This window comes from Streptomyces sp. WM6378 (genome assembly GCF_001279695.1).
In the GTDB taxonomy this organism is placed as follows: Bacteria; Actinomycetota; Actinomycetes; order Streptomycetales; family Streptomycetaceae; genus Streptomyces.
This window is the reverse complement of the sequence record NZ_LGDD01000288.1, coordinates 139,391-157,529: the sequence shown is the minus strand read 5'-3', so window position 1 is coordinate 157,529 and position 18,139 is coordinate 139,391. Positions and strand designations below refer to the sequence as shown.

Genomic DNA, 18,139 nt, shown 5'->3' with positions numbered 1-18,139 from the left:
ACGACGTCACTCTCGGCGGTGGTTTCGACGGCCGCACAGCCGTAGAGGTGGATCTGTTCGGGATCGACCTCCATGAGCGCGATCACGCTGCCGCCCTCGCGCTCCTGGACCTCGACCATGCGGCGCAGGAGCGGGTCCCGGGCGTCTATGAGGTCGTCGCCGAGCAGCACGGCGAAGGGCTCGTCGCCGACGTGCGGGGCGGCGCACAGGACCGCGTGGCCGAGGCCCTTGGGATCGCCCTGGCGTACGTAGTGGACGGTCGCCAGGTCGCTGGACTCCCGCACCTTCGCGAGCCGGTCCGCGTCGCCCTTGCGGGTCAGCGCGGACTCCAGCTCGTGGTTGCGGTCGAAGTGGTCCTCCAGGGCGCGCTTGTTGCGCCCGGTGACCATCAGGACGTCCGAGAGCCCCGCCGCGACCGCCTCCTCCACCACGTACTGGATCGCCGGTTTGTCGACCACCGGCAGCATCTCCTTGGGGGTGGCCTTGGTGGCCGGCAGGAAACGCGTGCCGAGCCCGGCGGCGGGGATGACGGCTTTGCTGATCGCACTCATGCGGGGACTCATGCGGGGGCGGACTCTCCTTCGTACGACGGAGCCCGCCCCCGGTGATCCGGGGGCGGGCTCCTGGGGCCGTACAACAGCCAACTACCGCTTGGTGTACGTCATCTGAGCGCAGGCTGTCCGTCAGCTGTCGGTCGACGCCGAGACCGACGTCTGCTGCTGCTCGGCCGCCGCCGTCTTCTTGGCGGTGGCCTTCTTGGCGGTCGTCTTCTTCGCCGCGGTCTTCTTGGCCGCCGTCTTCTTGGTGGCGGCCTTCTTCGCGGTGGCCTTCTTCGCCGTCTTGCGGGCCGCCTTCTTCGCCGGTGCGGCCTCCTCGGCGGGCTCCACGACTGCCGTCGCCTCGGCCGGGGCCGGCTCGGCGGCCGGGGCAGCCACGACCACGACGACCGCGGCGTCCTCGGCACCCGAGGGCGAACCGGCCGGGGCCGTGGCCTTGCGGGTCGCCCGGCGGCGGGCCCGCGGCGGGGCGGCGACCGGCGCCTCCTCAACAGCGGGCTCGGCGACGGGCTCGGCGACCGGCTCCTGTGCCTTGGGCTCCTCGGCCTTCGGCTCGGGCTCCGTGACGACCACCACCGGCTCGGCGACGGCCGCGGTCGGCGCGCCCGCCGGGGCGGTCGCCTTGCGCGTGGCGCGGCGACGGGTGCGGCCGCCGCGCGGCGCGTCGTCCTCGATGAACGAGGCGACGGTCACCGCCGCCGGAGCCTGCACGGCCTCCGGCTCCTCGGCCACCGCGGCCGGGGTCTCGACGGCGGCCGCACGGGGCGCACCGGCCGGAGCCGAGGCCTTGCGGGTGGCGCGGCGGCGCGACCGTCCGCCACGGGCCGCGGCCTCCGCCTCGGCGGCGCTGCTGTACAGCTCCTCGTCGGGCACGAACTCGGGCTCGGCGAGCGCCACGGGAGCGGCGATCTCGGCGGCGACCTCGGCCTCGGACTCGACGGCCTCGACGGCCTCGCTGTCGAGGACCTCGTGCTCGTGGGTGTGCTGGTCGTGCTCGGCGCCACCGCGGCCGCGCTTCTTCGCGCGCTTGCCCGCACCGCCGCCGACCGTGGTCGGCTGCTCCATGTGCACGATCACGCCGCGCCCGTTGCAGTGGACGCAGGTCTCGGAGAACGACTCCAACAGGCCCTGGCCGACCCGCTTGCGGGTCATCTGGACCAGGCCGAGCGAGGTGACCTCGGCCACCTGGTGCTTGGTGCGGTCGCGGCCCAGGCATTCGAGCAGCCTGCGCAGGACCAGGTCGCGGTTGGACTCCAGGACCATGTCGATGAAGTCGATGACGACGATGCCGCCCAGGTCGCGCAGCCGCAGCTGGCGCACGATCTCCTCGGCCGCTTCGAGGTTGTTCCTCGTCACGGTCTCTTCGAGGTTGCCGCCCTGGCCGGTGAACTTGCCGGTGTTGACGTCGACGACGATCATCGCCTCGGTCTTGTCGATCACCAGCGAGCCGCCGGACGGCAGCCAGACCTTGCGGTCCAGGGCCTTGGCCAGCTGCTCGTCGATCCGGTACGTCGCGAAGACGTCGACCTCGCTGGTCCAGCGCGAAAGCCGCTCGGTCAGGTCCGGCGCGACGTGCGCGACGTACCCGTGGATGGTCTCCCAGGCCTCGTCACCGCTGACGATGACCTTCGAGAAGTCCTCGTTGAAGATGTCGCGGACGACCCGGACCGTCATGTCCGGCTCGCCGTAGAGCAGCGACGGCGAGGACGTCGAGATCTGGTTGGCCTTCTTCTGGATGTCGGCCCACTGCGCCTGGAGGCGCTCGACGTCGCGGCGCAGCTCGTCCTCGCTGGCGCCTTCGGCGGCGGTGCGCACGATGACGCCCGCGTCCTCGGGGACGATCTTCTTGAGGATGGTCTTCAGACGCGCGCGCTCGGTGTCGGGCAGCTTGCGGCTGATGCCGGTCATCGAGCCCTCGGGCACGTACACCAGGTAGCGGCCGGGCAGCGAGACCTGGCTGGTCAGGCGGGCGCCCTTGTGGCCGATCGGGTCCTTGGTGACCTGGACGAGCACCGACTGGCCGGACTTGAGGGCGGCCTCGATGCGGCGCGGGCCGTTGCCCATGCCGAGCGACTCGAAGTTGACCTCGCCGGCGTACAGGACGGCGTTGCGGCCCTTGCCGATGTCGACGAACGCGGCCTCCATGGAGGGCAGCACGTTCTGGACCTTGCCCAGGTAGACGTTGCCCACGTAGGACGTGGCCTGCTCCTTGTTGACGTAGTGCTCGACGAGCACGTTGTCTTCGAGGACACCGATCTGCGTGCGCTCGCCGCTCTGGCGGACGACCATGACGCGCTCGACGGCCTCGCGGCGGGCCAGGAACTCGGCCTCGGTGATGATCGGGACGCGGCGGCGGCCCTGCTCGCGGCCCTCGCGGCGGCGCTGCTTCTTGGCCTCCAGACGCGTCGAGCCCTTGATGGACTGGACCTCGTCGGAGGAGGTAGAGCCCGACGAGAGGGACTCGGCGCGCTCGCGGGCCGGGCGCGGCTCGCGGACCTTGACGACGGTGCGCTCCGGGTCGTCGGAGCCCGGCTCGCCCTCGGGGCCCGCGTCGCCGGAGCGGCGACGGCGGCGGCGCCGGCGACGGCTGCTGCTGGTCCCGGCCGCGGAGGGGGTGCCGTCCGCGTCCTCGTCCTCGTCGTCCTCTTCCTCGGACTCGGAGCCCTCGGCCTGCTCGTACGTCTGCTCCTCCGCGGCGTCCTCGGCCTCGGCGGGCTCGCCGCGGCGACGGCGACGGCCGCCACGGCGACGGCGGCGCGAGGGGCGGTCGTCGTCGGACTCGTCGGACTCCGCTTCGGCCTCGGCCTCGGCGGCCTCCTCGACGTGCTCGTCGAGGGGTTCCTCGGCGGGCTTCTCCTGGACCGGCTCGGTCGGCTCGCCACGGCGGCGACGACGGCGCGAGCGGCCCTGCGGCTCGGCGGCGGGCTCGGCGGCCTCGGCCACCGGAGTCTCCTCGGCCTCGGCCTCGGGCTCCTCGACGCGGGCGGCGGCAGCGGCGGCCGCGGCCGTCTCCGGGGTCTGGAACATCGGCTCGGTGAAGACCGGCGCCTGGAACACGGCCACGGCGGGCCGGGTGGCGCGGCGGCGGCGACCGGTGGCGGGCTCCTCCGCCTGGGCCGCGGGCTGCGGCTCCGGCTCGACCGGGGTGAACTGCGGGGTGGACGCGGGCCGGGCGGCACGGCGGCGCGTACGCCCACCACGGGGTGCCTCGTCCTCGGCGGCCGGGGCGGCGGCCTCGACCGGCTCCTCGACGGCGGCCGGGGCAGCGGCGGCGGGCGCGGTGGCCTGCCGGGTGGCACGGCGGCGGATGGGGGTACCTCCCTGGCCCTTAAGGCCTCGGGGGAGGCCGCGCGGCGCCTCGTCCTCGACGACCGGGGCTTCGACGGCGGCGACCTCTTCGGTCCCCTCCTCGTCCTCGTCGGGCTCTTCCTCTTCGACGACCTCGACCGGGGCCGAGACGGTGGTCTGCGGCGCGGTGGCCTTACGGGTCGCACGGCGACGGGTCCGCGGCGCGGGCGCCTCGGCGGCCTCCTCGACTGCCTCGGGCTCGGCGGCGACCGGGGTCTCGACGACCTCGACGATCTCCTCGGCGGCCGCGGGCGCACCGGCCGGAGCCGTGGCCTTGCGGGTGGCACGACGGCGGGTACGAGGCGCGGGCGCCTCAGCGTCGGCCTCGACGGCCTCGGGCTCGGCGACGACCGGGGCCTCGACGGCCTCTACGACTTCGGCGGCCCGCGGCGCACCGGCCGGAGCCGTCGCCTTACGGGTCGCACGACGGCGCGTACGAGGCGCGGGCGCCTCAGCGTCGGCCTCGACGGCCTCGGGCTCGGCCGCGACCGGGGCCTCGGCGGCCGGAGCGGTCGCCGTACGGGTGGCACGGCGGCGGGTGCGCGGCGCCGGAGCGGCGTCGGACTCGGCGGCGGCCGGTGCGGCCGGCTCGGCGGCCGGTGCCGCGGGCTCCGCGGTCTGCCCGGCGGGCTCCGCGTTCTGTGCGCCCACCGGCGGCCCCGCGGGCCGCGACGCCGCGCGGCGCCTGCGGCGCGGCGGCAGCGTGTCGCTGGGGCTGTTGTTGTCGTTGGTGTTGTCCCCGGTGGTGCCGGGTTCGTTCTGCTCAAGCATGCGGGCGTAGCTCCCGTCACGCTCCCGGGCGCCGCGCCTGTTCCGGTCCGGCGGCACGGCCCGCGTGATGTGCGCGGGTGCCGCCGTCCGGGGCGCGGGCGCCGCACGGGAGCTGATATCTGGCTCGCCGGTTCCGTACGCGTTGTACGTACGGCCTGGCGAAAGTCTTCAGGTCAGTGCGCGGCCCGACCCAGGTGGCTCCCGAGTGCCAGGGCTGCGCTACAACGACTGCCCTTACGCGGCGGGACCTTCCGGCGCCGTCGCAGAGACGGTCCCGGCGGCTGTTTGTGGAGCGGCCGGGGCTGCCTCGCGGTCGGGCGCGAGCGGGTCGGTCACCGTGCCGGACTCCTCGTCGAAGAGCCCCTGCGCCAGCCTGGTCACCGCTGCGGGGACCGGCGGCGCCAGGTCGGCCACAGCTTGGAGACCGGACAGGACGTCGTCGGGTCGTACGGCAGGTGTCAGGTGCCGTACTACCAGCCGCAGTATCGCACAGGCGTCGTCGAGAGGCCTATCAGCCTGCGGAGCGAGCGCTTGGAGCTCGGCGACGGCGCCCCGGGTGTCGAAGGTGCGCATGCCGTTCTTGGTCTTGCGCTGGACCTCGACGGTCTCGGCGGCCAGGAACGTCGCGACGGCCTTCTCGGCCGCCGCCACGGTGACGCCCTCTAGGCGCAGCTCCCAGACGGAGGCGGTGAGCCGGTCGGCGAGGCCCGAGGTGCGGACCTCGACCGCGTCGATGATGTCGAGCCCGGTGGGCAGCGACTCGTCGAGCAGGGCGCGCAGTTTCTCGGGGTCGCGCTGTGCGGTGAGGGCGATCTCCAGGTACTCGGCCTCGGAGCCGACGCCGGTGGGTGCGGCGTTCGCGTACGACACCTTGGGGTGCGGGGTGAACCCGGCCGAGTACGCCATGGGCACCTCGGCGCGGCGCAGGGCCCGCTCGAAGGCGCGCTGGAAGTCGCGGTGGCTGGTGAACCGGAGGCGGCCGCGCTTGGTGTAGCGCAGTCGGATGCGCTGCACCGCAGGTGCGGGCGGCGGGCCTTCGGGCTGTCGCTTGCCCAGTGGTTCTTCTCCTCGGTGCGGGGCGGCGCGGTGGGCGCCGCCCACCGTCCTGTGGGGGCCCCTCCGGTCACGGCCGGTGCGCCACCCGGCTCATCCCTCCGTCTTGCTGAGGGAGATCTCGGGGGCGGGCACCGCGCCGGAGGCAGTAGTTGTACTACCCAGAGTACGCGCCCGGTGCCCACCCTGTTCCCGGGGCGGGCCGCCGACCAGCGCCCGCCAGGCGTCGCGCCGGGCGGTCCGCACGGTCTCGCGCGCCGACGCCAGCGCCTCCCGCGCGCTGCGCCCCGCCGCGAGTGCCGCCTTCTTGGCCGGCCGCAGGACGGCGTCCTGCACCCAGTGCCCGACCGGCGTCAGGAGCACGACGTACGCCCAGCGCGCCGGCCGCCCGACAAGATTCCGGGCGAGCCACTTGAGGGCCCGCCCCACCGCCCGCGACACGAACCCGGCGGCCCGCCAGGCGTGCCCGAGCGCGTCACCGATCTCCCGCGCGACGACCACCACCGCGTGCCCGAGCGGGGTGAGCAGCGTCCGGTACACCCAGACCGCCGGGACCACTAGCAGCAGGACGGCCAGCGCCGCGAGCCCCCGCCCCACCGCGGCGAGAGCGGCCGCCGCCAGCCCGGCGAGGAGGGCGATCGCGTGGCCGGCCGGGGTGAGTGCGTACCGGTACAGCCAGGCCCCCGGCGTGAGGAGGCCGTGGCGCAGCAGCGGCGCGAGGACCCGGCGCCACAGCGTGACCGGCGGCCACACGAACAGCGCCCAGAGCAGCCGGCGCAGTCCGAGGCCGATCGCCTCGGCCACCCGGGCGGCGCCCCGGCCGAGCGGGGTCAGCACCGTGCGGTACACCCACGCCGCGGGAACGGCCACCAGTGTCACCGCGACCCACGCCACGCCGCGCCCGAGCCACCCGATCCCGGCCCCAACTGCCCTTCCCAGCCCGGCAGTTGCGTGCCCGAGCGGGGTCAGTACGCGGGCGTACAACCATCCGGACGGGGTGACGACCAGGGCGCGCCACAGGGGTGTGAGGACCGCCCGGCGCAACGCCTTCGCGCCGGCCGCGAGGAGGTCCCAGACCATTCGGACGGGGACGACCAGGACGAGCACCACGATCCGCACCGGCATGCGGATCGCGACGGTCAGACACCCTTCGGGCCCCTGTGGGGCGGGCCGGTTCTCCATACGATCAAGGACGCACGAAGGGCCCCTGCCGTTGCGGCGGGGGCCCTTCGTGATCCGGCGGTTATGCGTCCAGCGCTGCTGAGGGGCGCGGGCTCAGCTCTTCACCGTGAGCGGCAGCAGCTTCTTGCCCGTGGGGCCGATCTGGATGCTCGTGTCCATCTGGGGACACACGCCGCAGTCGAAGCACGGCGTCCACCGGCAGTCCTCGACCTCGGTCTCGTCGAGCGAGTCCTGCCAGTCCTCCCAGAGCCAGTCCTTGTCGAGGCCGGAGTCCAGGTGGTCCCAGGGCAAGACCTCCTCGTAGGTGCGCTCGCGGGTGGTGTACCAGTCGACGTCCACGCCGAAGGAGGGCAGCGTCTTCTCGGCGCAGGCCATCCAGCGGTCGTAGCTGAAGTGCTCGCGCCAGCCGTCGAAGCGGCCGCCGTCCTCGTAGACCGCGCGGATGACGGCGCCCACGCGGCGGTCGCCGCGCGAGAGCAGGCCCTCGACGATGCCGGGCTTGCCGTCGTGGTAGCGGAAGCCGATGGAGCGGCCGTACTTCTTGTCGCCGCGGATCTTGTCGCGCAGCTTGGTGAGGCGCGCGTCCGTCTCCTCGGCGCTCAGCTGCGGCGCCCACTGGAACGGGGTGTGGGGCTTGGGCACGAAGCCGCCGATGGAGACGGTGCAGCGGATGTCGTTCTGGCCCGACACCTCGCGGCCCTTGGCGATCACGTTGACCGCCATGTCGCCGATCTGGAGGACGTCCTCGTCGGTCTCGGTGGGCAGGCCGCACATGAAGTACAGCTTCACCTGGCGCCAGCCGTTTCCGTACGCGGTCGCGACGGTACGGATGAGGTCCTCTTCCGAGACCATCTTGTTGATGACCTTGCGCATGCGCTCGGAGCCGCCCTCGGGGGCGAACGTCAGACCCGAGCGACGGCCGTTCCTGGTCAGCTCGTTGGCGAGGTCGACGTTGAACGCGTCCACGCGGGTGGAGGGCAGGGACAGGCCGATCTTGTCGTCCGTGTAGCGGTCCGCGAGGCCCTTCGCGATGTCGCCGATCTCGGTGTGGTCCGCAGAGGAGAGGGAAAGGAGCCCCACCTCTTCGAAGCCGGTCGCCTTGAGGCCCTTCTCCACCATTTCGCCGATGCCGGTGATGCTTCGCTCCCGCACGGGGCGCGTGATCATGCCGGCCTGGCAGAAGCGGCAGCCGCGGGTGCAGCCGCGGAAGATCTCCACGGACATGCGCTCGTGGACGGTCTCGGCGAGCGGGACCAGGGGCTGCTTGGGGTAGGGCCACTCGTCGAGGTCCATGACGGTGTGCTTGGACACCCGCCACGGCACGCCCGACTTGTTCGGTACGACGCGGGCGATGCGGCCGTCCGGCAGGTACTCGACGTCGTAGAAGCCGGGAACGTAGACGCTGCCCGTCTTCGCGAGGCGGAAGAGGACCTCTTCGCGGCCGCCGGGGCAGCCCTCGGTCTTCCACCCGCGGATGATCTCGGTCATGTCGAGGACGGCCTGCTCGCCGTCGCCGATGACGGCGCAGTCGATGAAGTCCGCGATCGGCTCGGGGTTGAAGGCCGCGTGGCCGCCCGCGAGCACGATCGGGTCGTCGATGGTGCGGTCCTTGGACTCCAGCGGGATGCCCGCGAGGTCCAGGGCCGTGAGCATGTTGGTGTAGCCGAGCTCGGTGGAGAAGCTGAGCCCGAACACGTCGAAGGCGCGCAGCGGGCGGTGCGAGTCCACCGTGAACTGCGGGACCTTGTGCTCGCGCATGAGCTCTTCCATGTCCGGCCACACGCTGTACGTGCGCTCGGCGAGGACGCCCTCGCGCTCGTTCAGTACCTCGTAGAGGATCATGACGCCCTGGTTGGGCAGCCCGACCTCGTACGCGTCCGGGTACATGAGCGCCCAGCGGACGTCACACTCGTCCCAGGCCTTGACGGTGGAGTTGAGCTCACCGCCGACGTACTGGATCGGCTTCTGCACATGCGGGAGCAGCGCTTCGAGCTGTGGGAAGACGGACTCGGCAGACATCTCGACCTTCGTGGGCTGGCAGGGGGCGACTCTCTAGCGTAACGCGAGCCGGGTGGCCCCCTCGCACGACGATCATGGGGCGGTGAGGCGTTCCCGGAGCTTCGGGGCGCTCGCGCGGGCCCAGACCTCGGGCAGTTCGCGCTCGCGCCGGTCGGCCGTCGCCTCTTCCTGGCCGTACAGCAGTCCCCAGGTGAACGCGGACTCGCCGGCCGCGTGGGCCTGGGCGGCGAGCGTGCGCAGGGCGTCGCGGGCGACCACGCTGTCCTGGTGGTCGCCGAGCACGTTCTGTACGGCCTTCATGCGCTTGGCGAACTTCTCGGCGGCCCTGCCGAGCGCGGGGGCCGCGGCTTCGGCGGCGTACCGGGCGCGTTTGGCGGCCTTGCGGGCCTCGTGCATGGCGAGGTCCCGTTCGTGGCCGGGCGCGAGGCCGAGCGCGGTGTGGACGCGGCCCGCGAGCCGGTCGTAGTCCTTGAGCACGGCCCTGGGCAGGACGTCGGCGACGGGCCGCTCGGCCGCGGGGAGCAGCGGCGGGGCCGCGAGCAGCGTGTCGAGGGTGCCGAGGAGGGAGAGGTAGCGCTTGCCGTCGAGCACGGCGAGTGTCCTGCGCCGGGAGCCGGTGCGGCGGGCCGCGGTCCAGACGCGCAGCCGGCCGCGGACCGGGCCGAGGAGCAGGGTGCGGGGCAGCGTGGCGATGCGGGTCCGCAGGCGTTCGGTGAGGACTTCCTGGTCGCGGTCGACGCCGAGCTCGGCGGCGAGCCATTTGAGCTCCTCGCCGACGGGGTCGGTGACGGCCCGGTCGACGACCTTGGCGTACGACTTGAACGCGCTGCGCAGGCGGCGGGTCGCGACCCTCATCTGGTGGACGGAGTCGGGCAGTTCGCGCCGGACGGCTGGGTCGAGGGCGACGATCGCGTCGCGCTGGGCGCGCAGGTAGCCGAGGACGTGGGCGCCCGCGGTGCCTTCGGCGGGCCCGGCGTTCTTCGCGGCCTTGGCCGCCTTGCGCGGCTTCGGGGCCGTCTCCCGCAGGGCCCGGGCGACCTTGGAGGAGCTCGTCGAGGGCCGGATGCCCGCCTTGCGCAGTCGTTTCTCCACACCGTCCAGGATGCTCTCGTCCGCCACGCCGTCGGCGAGCTCGACCTCGATCTCGGTCCAGGTGGTGGCCGAGGACCCTTCGCGCAGCCCTTCGGCGCGGACGGTGTCGATGCTGAGCTCGGCGAGCAGCGTGTGGTCGGCGGCGAGCAGGTGGCGTACGTCGCGGGAGGACAGCAGCCTCACGACGGGCCGCAGTTCACCGTCGCGGACGCGGGAGCGCAGCAGGGCGGCGAGGACGGGCGGGAGGCGGTCGGAGAGCGGGGCGCGGATCTCGTCGCGGATGCCCGCGGAGACCGGGAATTTGAGGTGCCAGCCGGCGTCGGCGCCGCCCGTTCTGCGGCGCAGGGTGAGGGAGTCGGCGTCCAGGCGCAGGTCCTGGGTGTCGTAGTAGACCGCGTCGAGGTCGACGACGCCCTTGTCGACGACGCTGCCGACGCCGGGGACCCGGGTCAGGTCGGGGAGCGGGCCCTGGTCCCCGTCGGACGGGGTGTACTCGAATTTCCGCTCGATCTCGCGCTTCGTGTCCGCCATGACCAGAATCTAGACGCGATCGGGTCTCGGCGGCAGGGCCCCGGACCGGCCATCTCCCGGGCCGGTCCGGGGCCCTGTGCGCTATGCCGTCATCGGCCGCTGCACCCGGATCGACTGGAGCAGCCCTATGGCGACCCACACCGCGAACATGGAGGAGCCTCCGTAGGAGACGAACGGCAGGGGGATGCCCGCCACCGGCATGATGCCGAGCGTCATGCCGATGTTCTCGAAGGACTGGAAGGCGAACCAGGCGATGATGCCGGCCGCGACGACGGTGCCGTACAGCTCGGTCGTCTCGCGGGCGATGCGGCAGGCCCGCCACAGGATGACGCCGATCAGCACGATGATCAGGCCCGCGCCGACGAAGCCGAGTTCCTCGCCGGCGACGGTGAAGACGAAGTCCGTCTGCTGTTCGGGGACGAACTGGCCGGTGGTCTGGGAGCCCTTGAAGAGCCCGGTGCCGGTCAGGCCGCCGGAGCCGATCGCGATCCTGGCCTGGCCGGTGTTGTAGCCGACGCCGGCCGGGTCGAGCTTGGGGTTGGCGAACGCGGCGAAGCGGTTGATCTGGTACTTGTCCAGTATTCCGAGCGCGGCGACCAGGACCGCTCCGACGACACCGGCGCCGAGCAGGCCGAAGATCCAGCGGTTGGAGGCCCCCGAGGCAAGCAGCACGCCGAGGATGATCACCAGGATGACCATGGTCGAGCCGAGGTCGGGCATCAGCATGATGCAGCCGATCGGGATGATCGCGATCCCTAGGGATTTCACCACCGTGCGGTGGTCGGGATGCAGTTGGTCGCCCGCGTCGACCCGGGCCGCGAGCAGCATCGCCATGCACAGGATGATCGCGATCTTCGCGAACTCGGAGGGCTGGAGGGAGAATCCGCCGCCGAGCACGATCCAGGAGTGCGCGCCGTTGACGGTGGCGCCGAGCGGCGAGAGCACCGCGAGCAGCATCAGGATCGAGAGCCCGTACAGGATGGGCACCGCGCCGCGCAGGGTGCGGTGGCCGAGCCAGATGGTGCCGACCATCAGGCAGAGCCCGATGCCGGCGTTCATGATGTGCCGGATCAGGAAGAAGTACGGGTCGCCCTGGTTGATGTTGGTGCGGTTGCGGGTGGCGGACCACACCAGGAGCGAGCCGATGAGGCAGAGCGCGAGGGCTGCCAGGAGCAGCGGCCAGTCGAGCCTGCGAAGGACCGAGTCGCGGGCGGTCAGCTTGGCGAACGCGCTGCGCTCGGGGGTGTAGCGCTGGACGGAGAAACCTGCCATGGCGCTAGTCCCTCCGTGGGTTGCGGTTGTCGACGTCGGTGGCCGGGGTGTTGCTGGGCTGCGGCTGTCCGCTGGGCAGCGGCTGGCCGTCGGGGCCCTTCTTGTCCTTGACCTTGCCGGCGTTCGGGTCGTACGCGGTGATGGTCGGGGCGTCGATGGAGCCGTCGGCCTGGATCTTGGGCAGGGACTCCACGGGCTGCGGCAGCATGGCGCGCTTGAGGTCCTGGTTTCCGGCGTCGTCGACGCCGTACATCGCCTCGTAGATCTTGCGCACGGCCTCACCGGAGGCACCGGAACCCGTACCGGCCTGGGAGATGGTCATGACGACCGTGTAGTCCTTGGAGTACGTGGCCAGCCAGGACGTGGTCTGCTTGCCGTAGACCTCGGCGGTGCCGGTCTTGGCGTGCAGTTCGATCTTGTCCTGCGGCCAGCCCTGGAACTTCCAGGCGGCGGTACCGCTGGTGACGACCCCGGCGAGGGCCTTGTTGTAGCCGTCGAGGGTGGCCTGGCTGACCGGCAGCTTTCCGTTGACCTTCGGCTTGATCTCCTGGATCGTCTTGCCGTCGGCGCTGACGATCGCCTTGCCGATGGTCGGCGCGTGCATGGTGCCGCCGTTGGCGATCGCCCCGTAGATCATGGCCTCCTGGATCGGCGTGACGAGGGTGTCGCCCTGGCCGATGGAGTAGTTGATCGCGTCGCCCTCGCGCATCTTGTTGCCTTCGAGGCAGTTCTCGTACGCGATCTTCTCGACGTAAGTGCCGTTCTTCTTGCCGGACTTGCACCAGCTGTCCTTCATGGCCGTGAAGAGGTTCTCCTTCCACTGGCGGTCCGGGACGCGGCCGGTGACCTCGTTGGGCAGGTCCACGCCGGTGGCCTTGCCGAGGCCGAACTGGTGGGCCGCCTTGTAGAAGTAGTCCTTGGGCTGGCCCTTCTTCGGGTTGATGCCCCCGTCCTTCTTCCACTCGTTGTCGGCGAGCCCGTAGAAGACGGTGTCGCAGGAGACCTCAAGGGCCCGGCCGAGCGAGATGGGGCCGAAGCTCTCGCCCTCGAAGTTCTTGAAGACCTGCCCGCCCACGGAGTAGGAGCTGGTGCACGGGTAGCCGCCGTCCCACTTGTAGCCGGCCTCGACCGCGGCGGCCGTGGAGACCACCTTGAACGTCGAGCCGGGTGCGGCCTGACCCTGTATGGCCCGGTTCAGCAGCGGGTAGTCGCTGTCCTTGCCGGTGAGCTGCTGGTAGTCCTTGCCGGAGATGCCGCCGACCCAGACGTTCGGGTCGTACGTCGGCGCCGAGGCCATGGCGACGATCCGGCCGGTCTTGGCCTCCATGACGACGACGGCGCCGGAGTCGGCCTTGTAGTTCTCGTTGGTGATCTTGTCGAACTGCTTGCGGGCCTCGACCATCGCGTTGTTCAGCTCGAACTCGGCGACCGCCTGCACGCGTGCGTCTATCGACGTGATGACGTTGGCGCCCGGCTGAGCCTTGTCGCTCTGCGCCTGCCCGATGACCCGCCCGAGGTTGTCCACCTCGTACCGGGTGATGCCGGCCTTGCCGCGCAGCTGCTTGTCGTAGGTGCGCTCAAGGCCGGAGCGGCCGACCTGGTCGGAGCGCAGGTAGGGCGAGTCGGTGTCCTTCGCCTTGGTGATCTCGTCGTCGGTGACGGGCGAGAGGTAGCCGAGGACCTGGGCGGTGTTGGACTTGCCGGGCGCGGGGTAGCGGCGTACGGCGGTGGGGTCGGCGGTGATGCCGGGGAAGTCCTCGGAGCGTTCGCGGATCTGGAGGGCCTGCTGGGTGGTGGCCTTGTCGGTGACCGGGATCGGCTGGTAGGGCGAGCCGTTCCAGCAGGGCTTGGGGGTCTTGGCGTCGCAGAGCCTGACCTTGTCCATGACGTCCTGCGGCTTCATGCCGAGCACGGCGGCGAGCCGGGTCAGGACGGCCTTGCCCCGGTCGGGCATCTTCGAGAGGTCGGTGCGCGAGGCGGAGACCACGAGGCGGGTCTCGTTGTCGGCGAGCGGGACGCCGCGGGCATCGAGGATCGAGCCGCGCACGGCGGGCTGGACGACCTGCTGGACGTGGTTGTTCTTGGCCTCGTCCTCGTACTCCTGGCCGTTGCGGATCTGCAGGTACCACAGGCGTCCGCCCAGCGTCAGCAGGAGCGAGAAGACCAGGACCTGGATGATGATGAGCCGGATCTGCACCCGGGGGGTGCGGCCGGTCTCAGGGATGTTGCTCATGCCGTGACGACCCCCTGTTTCACAGTCGCTTGACGCCCTTGATGCGGCCTGCGCGGGCCGCTCTGTTCTTCGCCACCTTGACCCGCAGACCGCCGCGCTGGCCGCCGATGCGCAGGCCGGTGCCTCCGGAGAGCCAGCCGGAGGTGATGTCGCTCCTGGGGCTGCCGTTGCCGGTGGTCTCGGCGAGCGGGTCGTTCTCCGCGCGCCGGGCGATCGCCATGATCAGCGGCACGACGAAGGGCGCGAGCAGCAGGTCGTACACGGCGGCCGTGAACAGCAGGCTGGGCAGGCCGACATGGCGGGCCGCGGTGTCCCCGACGAGCGCGCCGACCAGCGCGTAGAGCAGCGTCGAGCCGATGGCGGCGCCGACCACCACCAGCATCGGCCCGGCCGCCGTGCGCAGCCGGCCGTGGTCCGGCTTGGCCAGGCCCGCGAGGTAGCCGATCACGCACAGCACGAGGGCGTAGCGCCCGGCCGCGTGGTCGGCGGGCGGCGCGAGGTCGGCGAGCAGCCCGGCGCCGAATCCGACGAAGGCGCCGCCGAGGTGGCCGTAGACCAGGGCCAGACCGAGGACGGTCAGGAGCACCAGGTCCGGTACGGCGCCCGGGAGTTGGAGGCGGGCGAGGACGCTCACCTGGATGACGAGGGCGACGACGATCAGGGCGGCGGAGAGGATGACCCTGTTGACACGCATCTGGATCAGCTCCTACTGGTCGCCGTCGGCGTTGGCGTTGCCGTTGGGATCACCGTTCGGATTGGGTTTGGGCGGATTCGGATTCGGATTGGCGTTCGCGGCCGGGGGGTTGGCGTTGCGCGCCGGCGGGTTCGGGTTCCCGTTCGGGTCCGGGTTGCCGTCGGGGTTGGCGTTCTGGTCGGCGATGTTGGTGTTGCCCTGGCCGTTGGGGGTCGGGGACGGGGTGGCCGTGACGGTGACCGTCGGGGTCGGCGTGGGCTTGGGCTTGGCGGGCAGCACCTCGTCGCGCGGATCGGTGCGCGGGGCCTGGACGACGACGCCGACGATGTCGAGCTTGGTGAAGCCGACGAAGGGGCGTACGTAGATGGTGCGCGTGAGGTCGCCGCCCGAGGGGTCGACCTTGACGACCTCGCCGACCGGGACGCCCGGCACGAACGGCTTGTCGGCCTGCGAGCCGAAGGTCACCAGGCGGTCGCCGGGGTTGACCTTGGCCTTGCCGTTGAGCAGTTGCACCGACAGCGGCCGGTCGCCGTGGCCGGTGGCGAAGCCCAGCTCGTCGCTGCTCTCCATCCGGGTGCCGACGGTGAAGTCGGGGTCGTTGGCGAGCAGCACGGTCGCGGTGGAGGGGCCGACGGTGGTGACCCGGCCGACCAGGCCGTCGCCGTTGAGCACCGTCATGTCGCGCTTGATGCCGTCGTTGGACCCGGCGTCGATGGTGACCGTCCAGGAGAAGCCCTGGGCCGCTCCTATGGCGACGACCTGGGCGGCCTTGATGCCGTACTGGCCCTCGCCGGCGGTCTTCAGCATCGCGTCGAGCTGGTTCAGTCGGCTGCGGTTGCGGGCGTCGCTGCCGAGTTTCTGCTTGAGCGCCTCGTTCTCGGCCTGCAGGGTGGAAATCTTGTCGTGGCGCTTGCCCGAGTCGCGTACCGCGCCGATCGCGTTGCCGACCGGGTCCACGGCGGCCGCGACCCCGTTCTCCACCGGGCCGAAGACTGCGGCGGCGGCCTGCCGGGCGCCGTCCACCGGTGAATTCGCCCCGCCTCTGATATCGACCGTGATCAGCGCGAACGCTACGGCGATCAGCAGCACCAGGAGCAGCCGGCTCTCTCGTGTGTCCCTCACGTGCGGCGGCCGTGCCTTCCTCATAGGAATGTGGGTGATCTACAAGATCTCTTCGATCTGTATATCAACGATCCGCCGTACGAGTTGGCAGTGACCCGTACGGCGGACAGCAGGCCCCGAGGGCTATCTGCGGGGCTGGGCGTCGAGCACCTGCTGGAGCGCCTCGAACTCCTCGACGCACTTGCCGGAGCCCAGGGCGACCGAGTCCAGCGGGTCTTCGGCGATGTGGATCGGCATGCCCGTCTCGCGGCGCAGCCGCTCGTCCAGGCCGCGCAGCAGGGCGCCGCCGCCGGTGAGGACGATGCCGCGGTCCATGATGTCGCCGGAGAGCTCCGGCGGGCACTTGTCGAGGGTCGTCTTCACGGCGTCGACGATGGCGTTGACGGGCTCCTCGATCGCCTTGCGCACCTCGGCGGCGGAGATCACGACGGTCTTCGGCAGGCCGGAGACGAGGTCGCGGCCGCGGATCTCGGTGTGCTCGTCCTTGTCGAGGTCGTACGCGGAACCGATGGTGATCTTGATCTGTTCCGCGGTCCGCTCGCCGAGCAGGAGGGAGTACTCCTTCTTGATGTGCTGGATGATCGCGTTGTCGAGCTCGTCGCCCGCGACCCGGATCGACTGCGCGGTGACGATGCCGCCGAGCGAGATCACGGCGACCTCGGTGGTGCCGCCGCCGATGTCGACGACCATGTTGCCGGTCGCCTCGTGGACGGGCAGGCCCGAGCCGATGGCCGCGGCCATGGGCTCCTCGATGATGTGCACCTGGCGGGCACCGGCCTGGGTGGAGGCCTCGATGACGGCGCGGCGCTCGACTCCCGTGATGCCCGAGGGCACGCAGACCACGACGCGCGGGCGGGCCAGGTATCGGCGCTTGTGGATCTTCAGGATGAAGTAGCGGAGCATCCGCTCGGTGATCTCGAAGTCGGCGATCACACCGTCCTTCAGCGGCCGCACGGCAACGATGTTGCCCGGCGTACGCCCGATCATCTTCTTGGCCTCGGCACCGACCGCGAGGATGCCGCCGGTGTTGGTGTTGATGGCGACGACGGACGGCTCGTTCAGGACGATTCCGCGGCCCCTGACGTACACCAGCGTGTTGGCGGTCCCGAGGTCGACAGCCATGTCACGGCCGATGAACGACATTTTGTTGCTCCCCATGAGGATGCGTCCGGCCTTCCCTAATCGAGCGTTGACGGCTTCTCAGGTCGGCGAGGTGGGTGCGTTGAGCGCGAGGCCCCATCGTAGTCCGGCCTGCACGGACACGGCGCGTTGGTCCACCTCAGTATTGGTGACGTCTTGTCGGGGCGATGCGTTCCCGAAGTGGGCCCGCATATGCCAGGGGGCGACCGAAATTCCTTCGGTCGCCCCAGGTCATGAGCGCTATATGGCTGACATTGCGTCAGGAAATGGTCAGCCGCGGCCCGGGAAGAAGATCTTCAGTTCTCGCTCCGCGGACTCCTCGGAGTCCGCGGCGTGGATGAGGTTCTCCCGGACGATGGTCCCGAAGTCGCCACGGATCGAGCCGGGCGCCGCCGCGATCGGGTCGGTGGGACCCGCCAACTGGCGCACGCCCTCGATGACGCGCTCACCCTCGACCACCAGGGCGACGACCGGACCCGAGGACATGAACTCCACGAGCGGCTCGTAGAAAGGCTTGCCCTTGTGCTCGCCGTAGTGCTGCTCAAGGGTGTCCTGATCCAGGGTGCGCAGCTCCAGCGCGGTGATCTGCCAGCCGGCCTTGCGCTCGATGCGGCCGATGATCTCGCCGACCAGCGAGCGGCGGACGGCGTCCGGCTTGAGGAGGACGAGGGTGCGCTGCGTCATGGTGTGCGGCTCCTTGGCAAACGTGTGCGGTCCGCCGAGATTACCGGGTGTAGCTGAGCTGCTGTCACCCGGTCCCTTCACCGCCCCTTACGCCTGCGGCTGGGCCTCCGCCTGGGCGGCGAATCTGGCCTTCGCCTCGTCGATCTTGCGGCCGTAGTGGACCGAGGCCCACCACAGGGCCGCGAAGAGGGCGCCCATGAAGAACATCAGCGGGACGGCGAAACCGCTCGCGATCAGCGCGATCTGGAGCGCCCAGCCGAGCTCGACCCCGCCGCGCCGGCCCAGCATCCCGCACAGCAGCACCGAGAGCAGCATGCCGATGCCGCACACCGTCCAGACCGTGGTGGTGGCGAGGTCCGGGTCCTTCATGGCGACCAGGCCCGCGAAGGCGATGACGAAGAATTCACCGATCAGGGTGGACGCGCAGAGCGTACGCATCGG

At 71.4% G+C, this 18,139-nt stretch carries 13 protein-coding genes; all 13 read right to left on the bottom strand.

Going from position 1 to position 18,139, the window contains the following annotated elements; all coding sequences use genetic code 11:
* Positions 1–551 (bottom strand): UTP--glucose-1-phosphate uridylyltransferase (locus tag ADK54_RS22230; RefSeq protein ID WP_234392157.1); only part of this gene is annotated, 551 nt, incomplete at its 3' end.
* A gap of 132 nt (positions 552–683) precedes the next feature.
* Positions 684–4,676: an Rne/Rng family ribonuclease gene (locus ADK54_RS22225; RefSeq protein WP_053727420.1), complete on the bottom strand. Its 3,993-nt coding sequence runs from the start codon at positions 4,674–4,676 to the stop codon at positions 684–686.
* A 234-nt stretch (positions 4,677–4,910) separates the two neighbouring features.
* Complete coding sequence (locus ADK54_RS22220) at positions 4,911–5,690, bottom strand: TIGR03936 family radical SAM-associated protein (RefSeq protein ID WP_053727419.1); 780 nt, start codon at positions 5,688–5,690, stop codon at positions 4,911–4,913.
* 132 nt (positions 5,691–5,822) lie between these two features.
* Positions 5,823–6,911, bottom strand: a complete 1,089-nt coding sequence (locus tag ADK54_RS22215) for a hypothetical protein (RefSeq protein ID WP_053727418.1) — start codon at positions 6,909–6,911, stop codon at positions 5,823–5,825.
* Positions 6,912–7,004: 93 nt separating this feature from the next.
* Positions 7,005–8,930 carry a TIGR03960 family B12-binding radical SAM protein gene (locus ADK54_RS22210; protein ID WP_053727417.1) on the bottom strand — a complete coding sequence of 642 codons (1,926 nt, stop codon included), beginning with the start codon at positions 8,928–8,930 and terminating at the stop codon, positions 7,005–7,007.
* Between the two features lie 72 nt (positions 8,931–9,002).
* Positions 9,003–10,553: a CYTH and CHAD domain-containing protein gene (locus ADK54_RS22205; protein WP_053727416.1), complete on the bottom strand. Its 1,551-nt coding sequence runs from the start codon at positions 10,551–10,553 to the stop codon at positions 9,003–9,005.
* 81 nt (positions 10,554–10,634) lie between these two features.
* Positions 10,635–11,825, bottom strand: a complete 1,191-nt coding sequence (rodA, locus tag ADK54_RS22200) for a rod shape-determining protein RodA (protein ID WP_053727415.1) — start codon at positions 11,823–11,825, stop codon at positions 10,635–10,637.
* Positions 11,826–11,829: 4 nt separating this feature from the next.
* On the bottom strand, positions 11,830–14,058 hold the full coding sequence (gene mrdA, locus ADK54_RS22195; protein WP_053727414.1) for a penicillin-binding protein 2: 2,229 nt from the start codon (positions 14,056–14,058) through the stop codon (positions 11,830–11,832).
* Between the two features lie 19 nt (positions 14,059–14,077).
* Positions 14,078–14,752: a rod shape-determining protein MreD gene (gene mreD / locus ADK54_RS22190; protein WP_053727413.1), complete on the bottom strand. Its 675-nt coding sequence runs from the start codon at positions 14,750–14,752 to the stop codon at positions 14,078–14,080.
* A 12-nt stretch (positions 14,753–14,764) separates the two neighbouring features.
* A complete protein-coding gene (gene mreC / locus ADK54_RS22185; RefSeq protein ID WP_078966536.1) occupies positions 14,765–15,874 on the bottom strand; it encodes a rod shape-determining protein MreC in 1,110 nt (369 codons plus the stop codon).
* 123 nt (positions 15,875–15,997) lie between these two features.
* On the bottom strand, positions 15,998–17,017 hold the full coding sequence (locus tag ADK54_RS22180; protein WP_053727412.1) for a rod shape-determining protein: 1,020 nt from the start codon (positions 17,015–17,017) through the stop codon (positions 15,998–16,000).
* A gap of 267 nt (positions 17,018–17,284) precedes the next feature.
* A complete protein-coding gene (gene ndk, locus ADK54_RS22175) occupies positions 17,285–17,698 on the bottom strand; it encodes a nucleoside-diphosphate kinase (RefSeq protein ID WP_053727411.1) in 414 nt (137 codons plus the stop codon).
* An 87-nt stretch (positions 17,699–17,785) separates the two neighbouring features.
* Positions 17,786–18,136, bottom strand: a complete 351-nt coding sequence (locus ADK54_RS22170; protein ID WP_053727410.1) for a DUF4233 domain-containing protein — start codon at positions 18,134–18,136, stop codon at positions 17,786–17,788.
* Positions 18,137–18,139 lie beyond the last annotated feature (3 nt).

Excerpts from the sequence above, each read along its gene's own strand:
- ADK54_RS22210 (WP_053727417.1), bottom strand. The coding sequence starts at position 8,930 with ATGTCTGCCGAGTCCGTCTTCCCACAGCTCGAAGCGCTGCTCCCGCAT.
- ADK54_RS22170 (WP_053727410.1), bottom strand. The coding sequence starts at position 18,136 with ATGCGTACGCTCTGCGCGTCCACCCTGATCGGTGAATTCTTCGTCATC.
- mreD (WP_053727413.1), bottom strand. The coding sequence starts at position 14,752 with ATGCGTGTCAACAGGGTCATCCTCTCCGCCGCCCTGATCGTCGTCGCC.
- ndk (WP_053727411.1), bottom strand. The coding sequence starts at position 17,698 with ATGACGCAGCGCACCCTCGTCCTCCTCAAGCCGGACGCCGTCCGCCGC.
- ADK54_RS22180 (WP_053727412.1), bottom strand. The coding sequence starts at position 17,017 with ATGTCGTTCATCGGCCGTGACATGGCTGTCGACCTCGGGACCGCCAAC.
- mrdA (WP_053727414.1), bottom strand. The coding sequence starts at position 14,058 with ATGAGCAACATCCCTGAGACCGGCCGCACCCCCCGGGTGCAGATCCGG.
- ADK54_RS22225 (WP_053727420.1), bottom strand. The coding sequence starts at position 4,676 with ATGCTTGAGCAGAACGAACCCGGCACCACCGGGGACAACACCAACGAC.
- rodA (WP_053727415.1), bottom strand. The coding sequence starts at position 11,825 with ATGGCAGGTTTCTCCGTCCAGCGCTACACCCCCGAGCGCAGCGCGTTC.
- ADK54_RS22215 (WP_053727418.1), bottom strand. The coding sequence starts at position 6,911 with ATGGAGAACCGGCCCGCCCCACAGGGGCCCGAAGGGTGTCTGACCGTC.
- ADK54_RS22205 (WP_053727416.1), bottom strand. The coding sequence starts at position 10,553 with ATGGCGGACACGAAGCGCGAGATCGAGCGGAAATTCGAGTACACCCCG.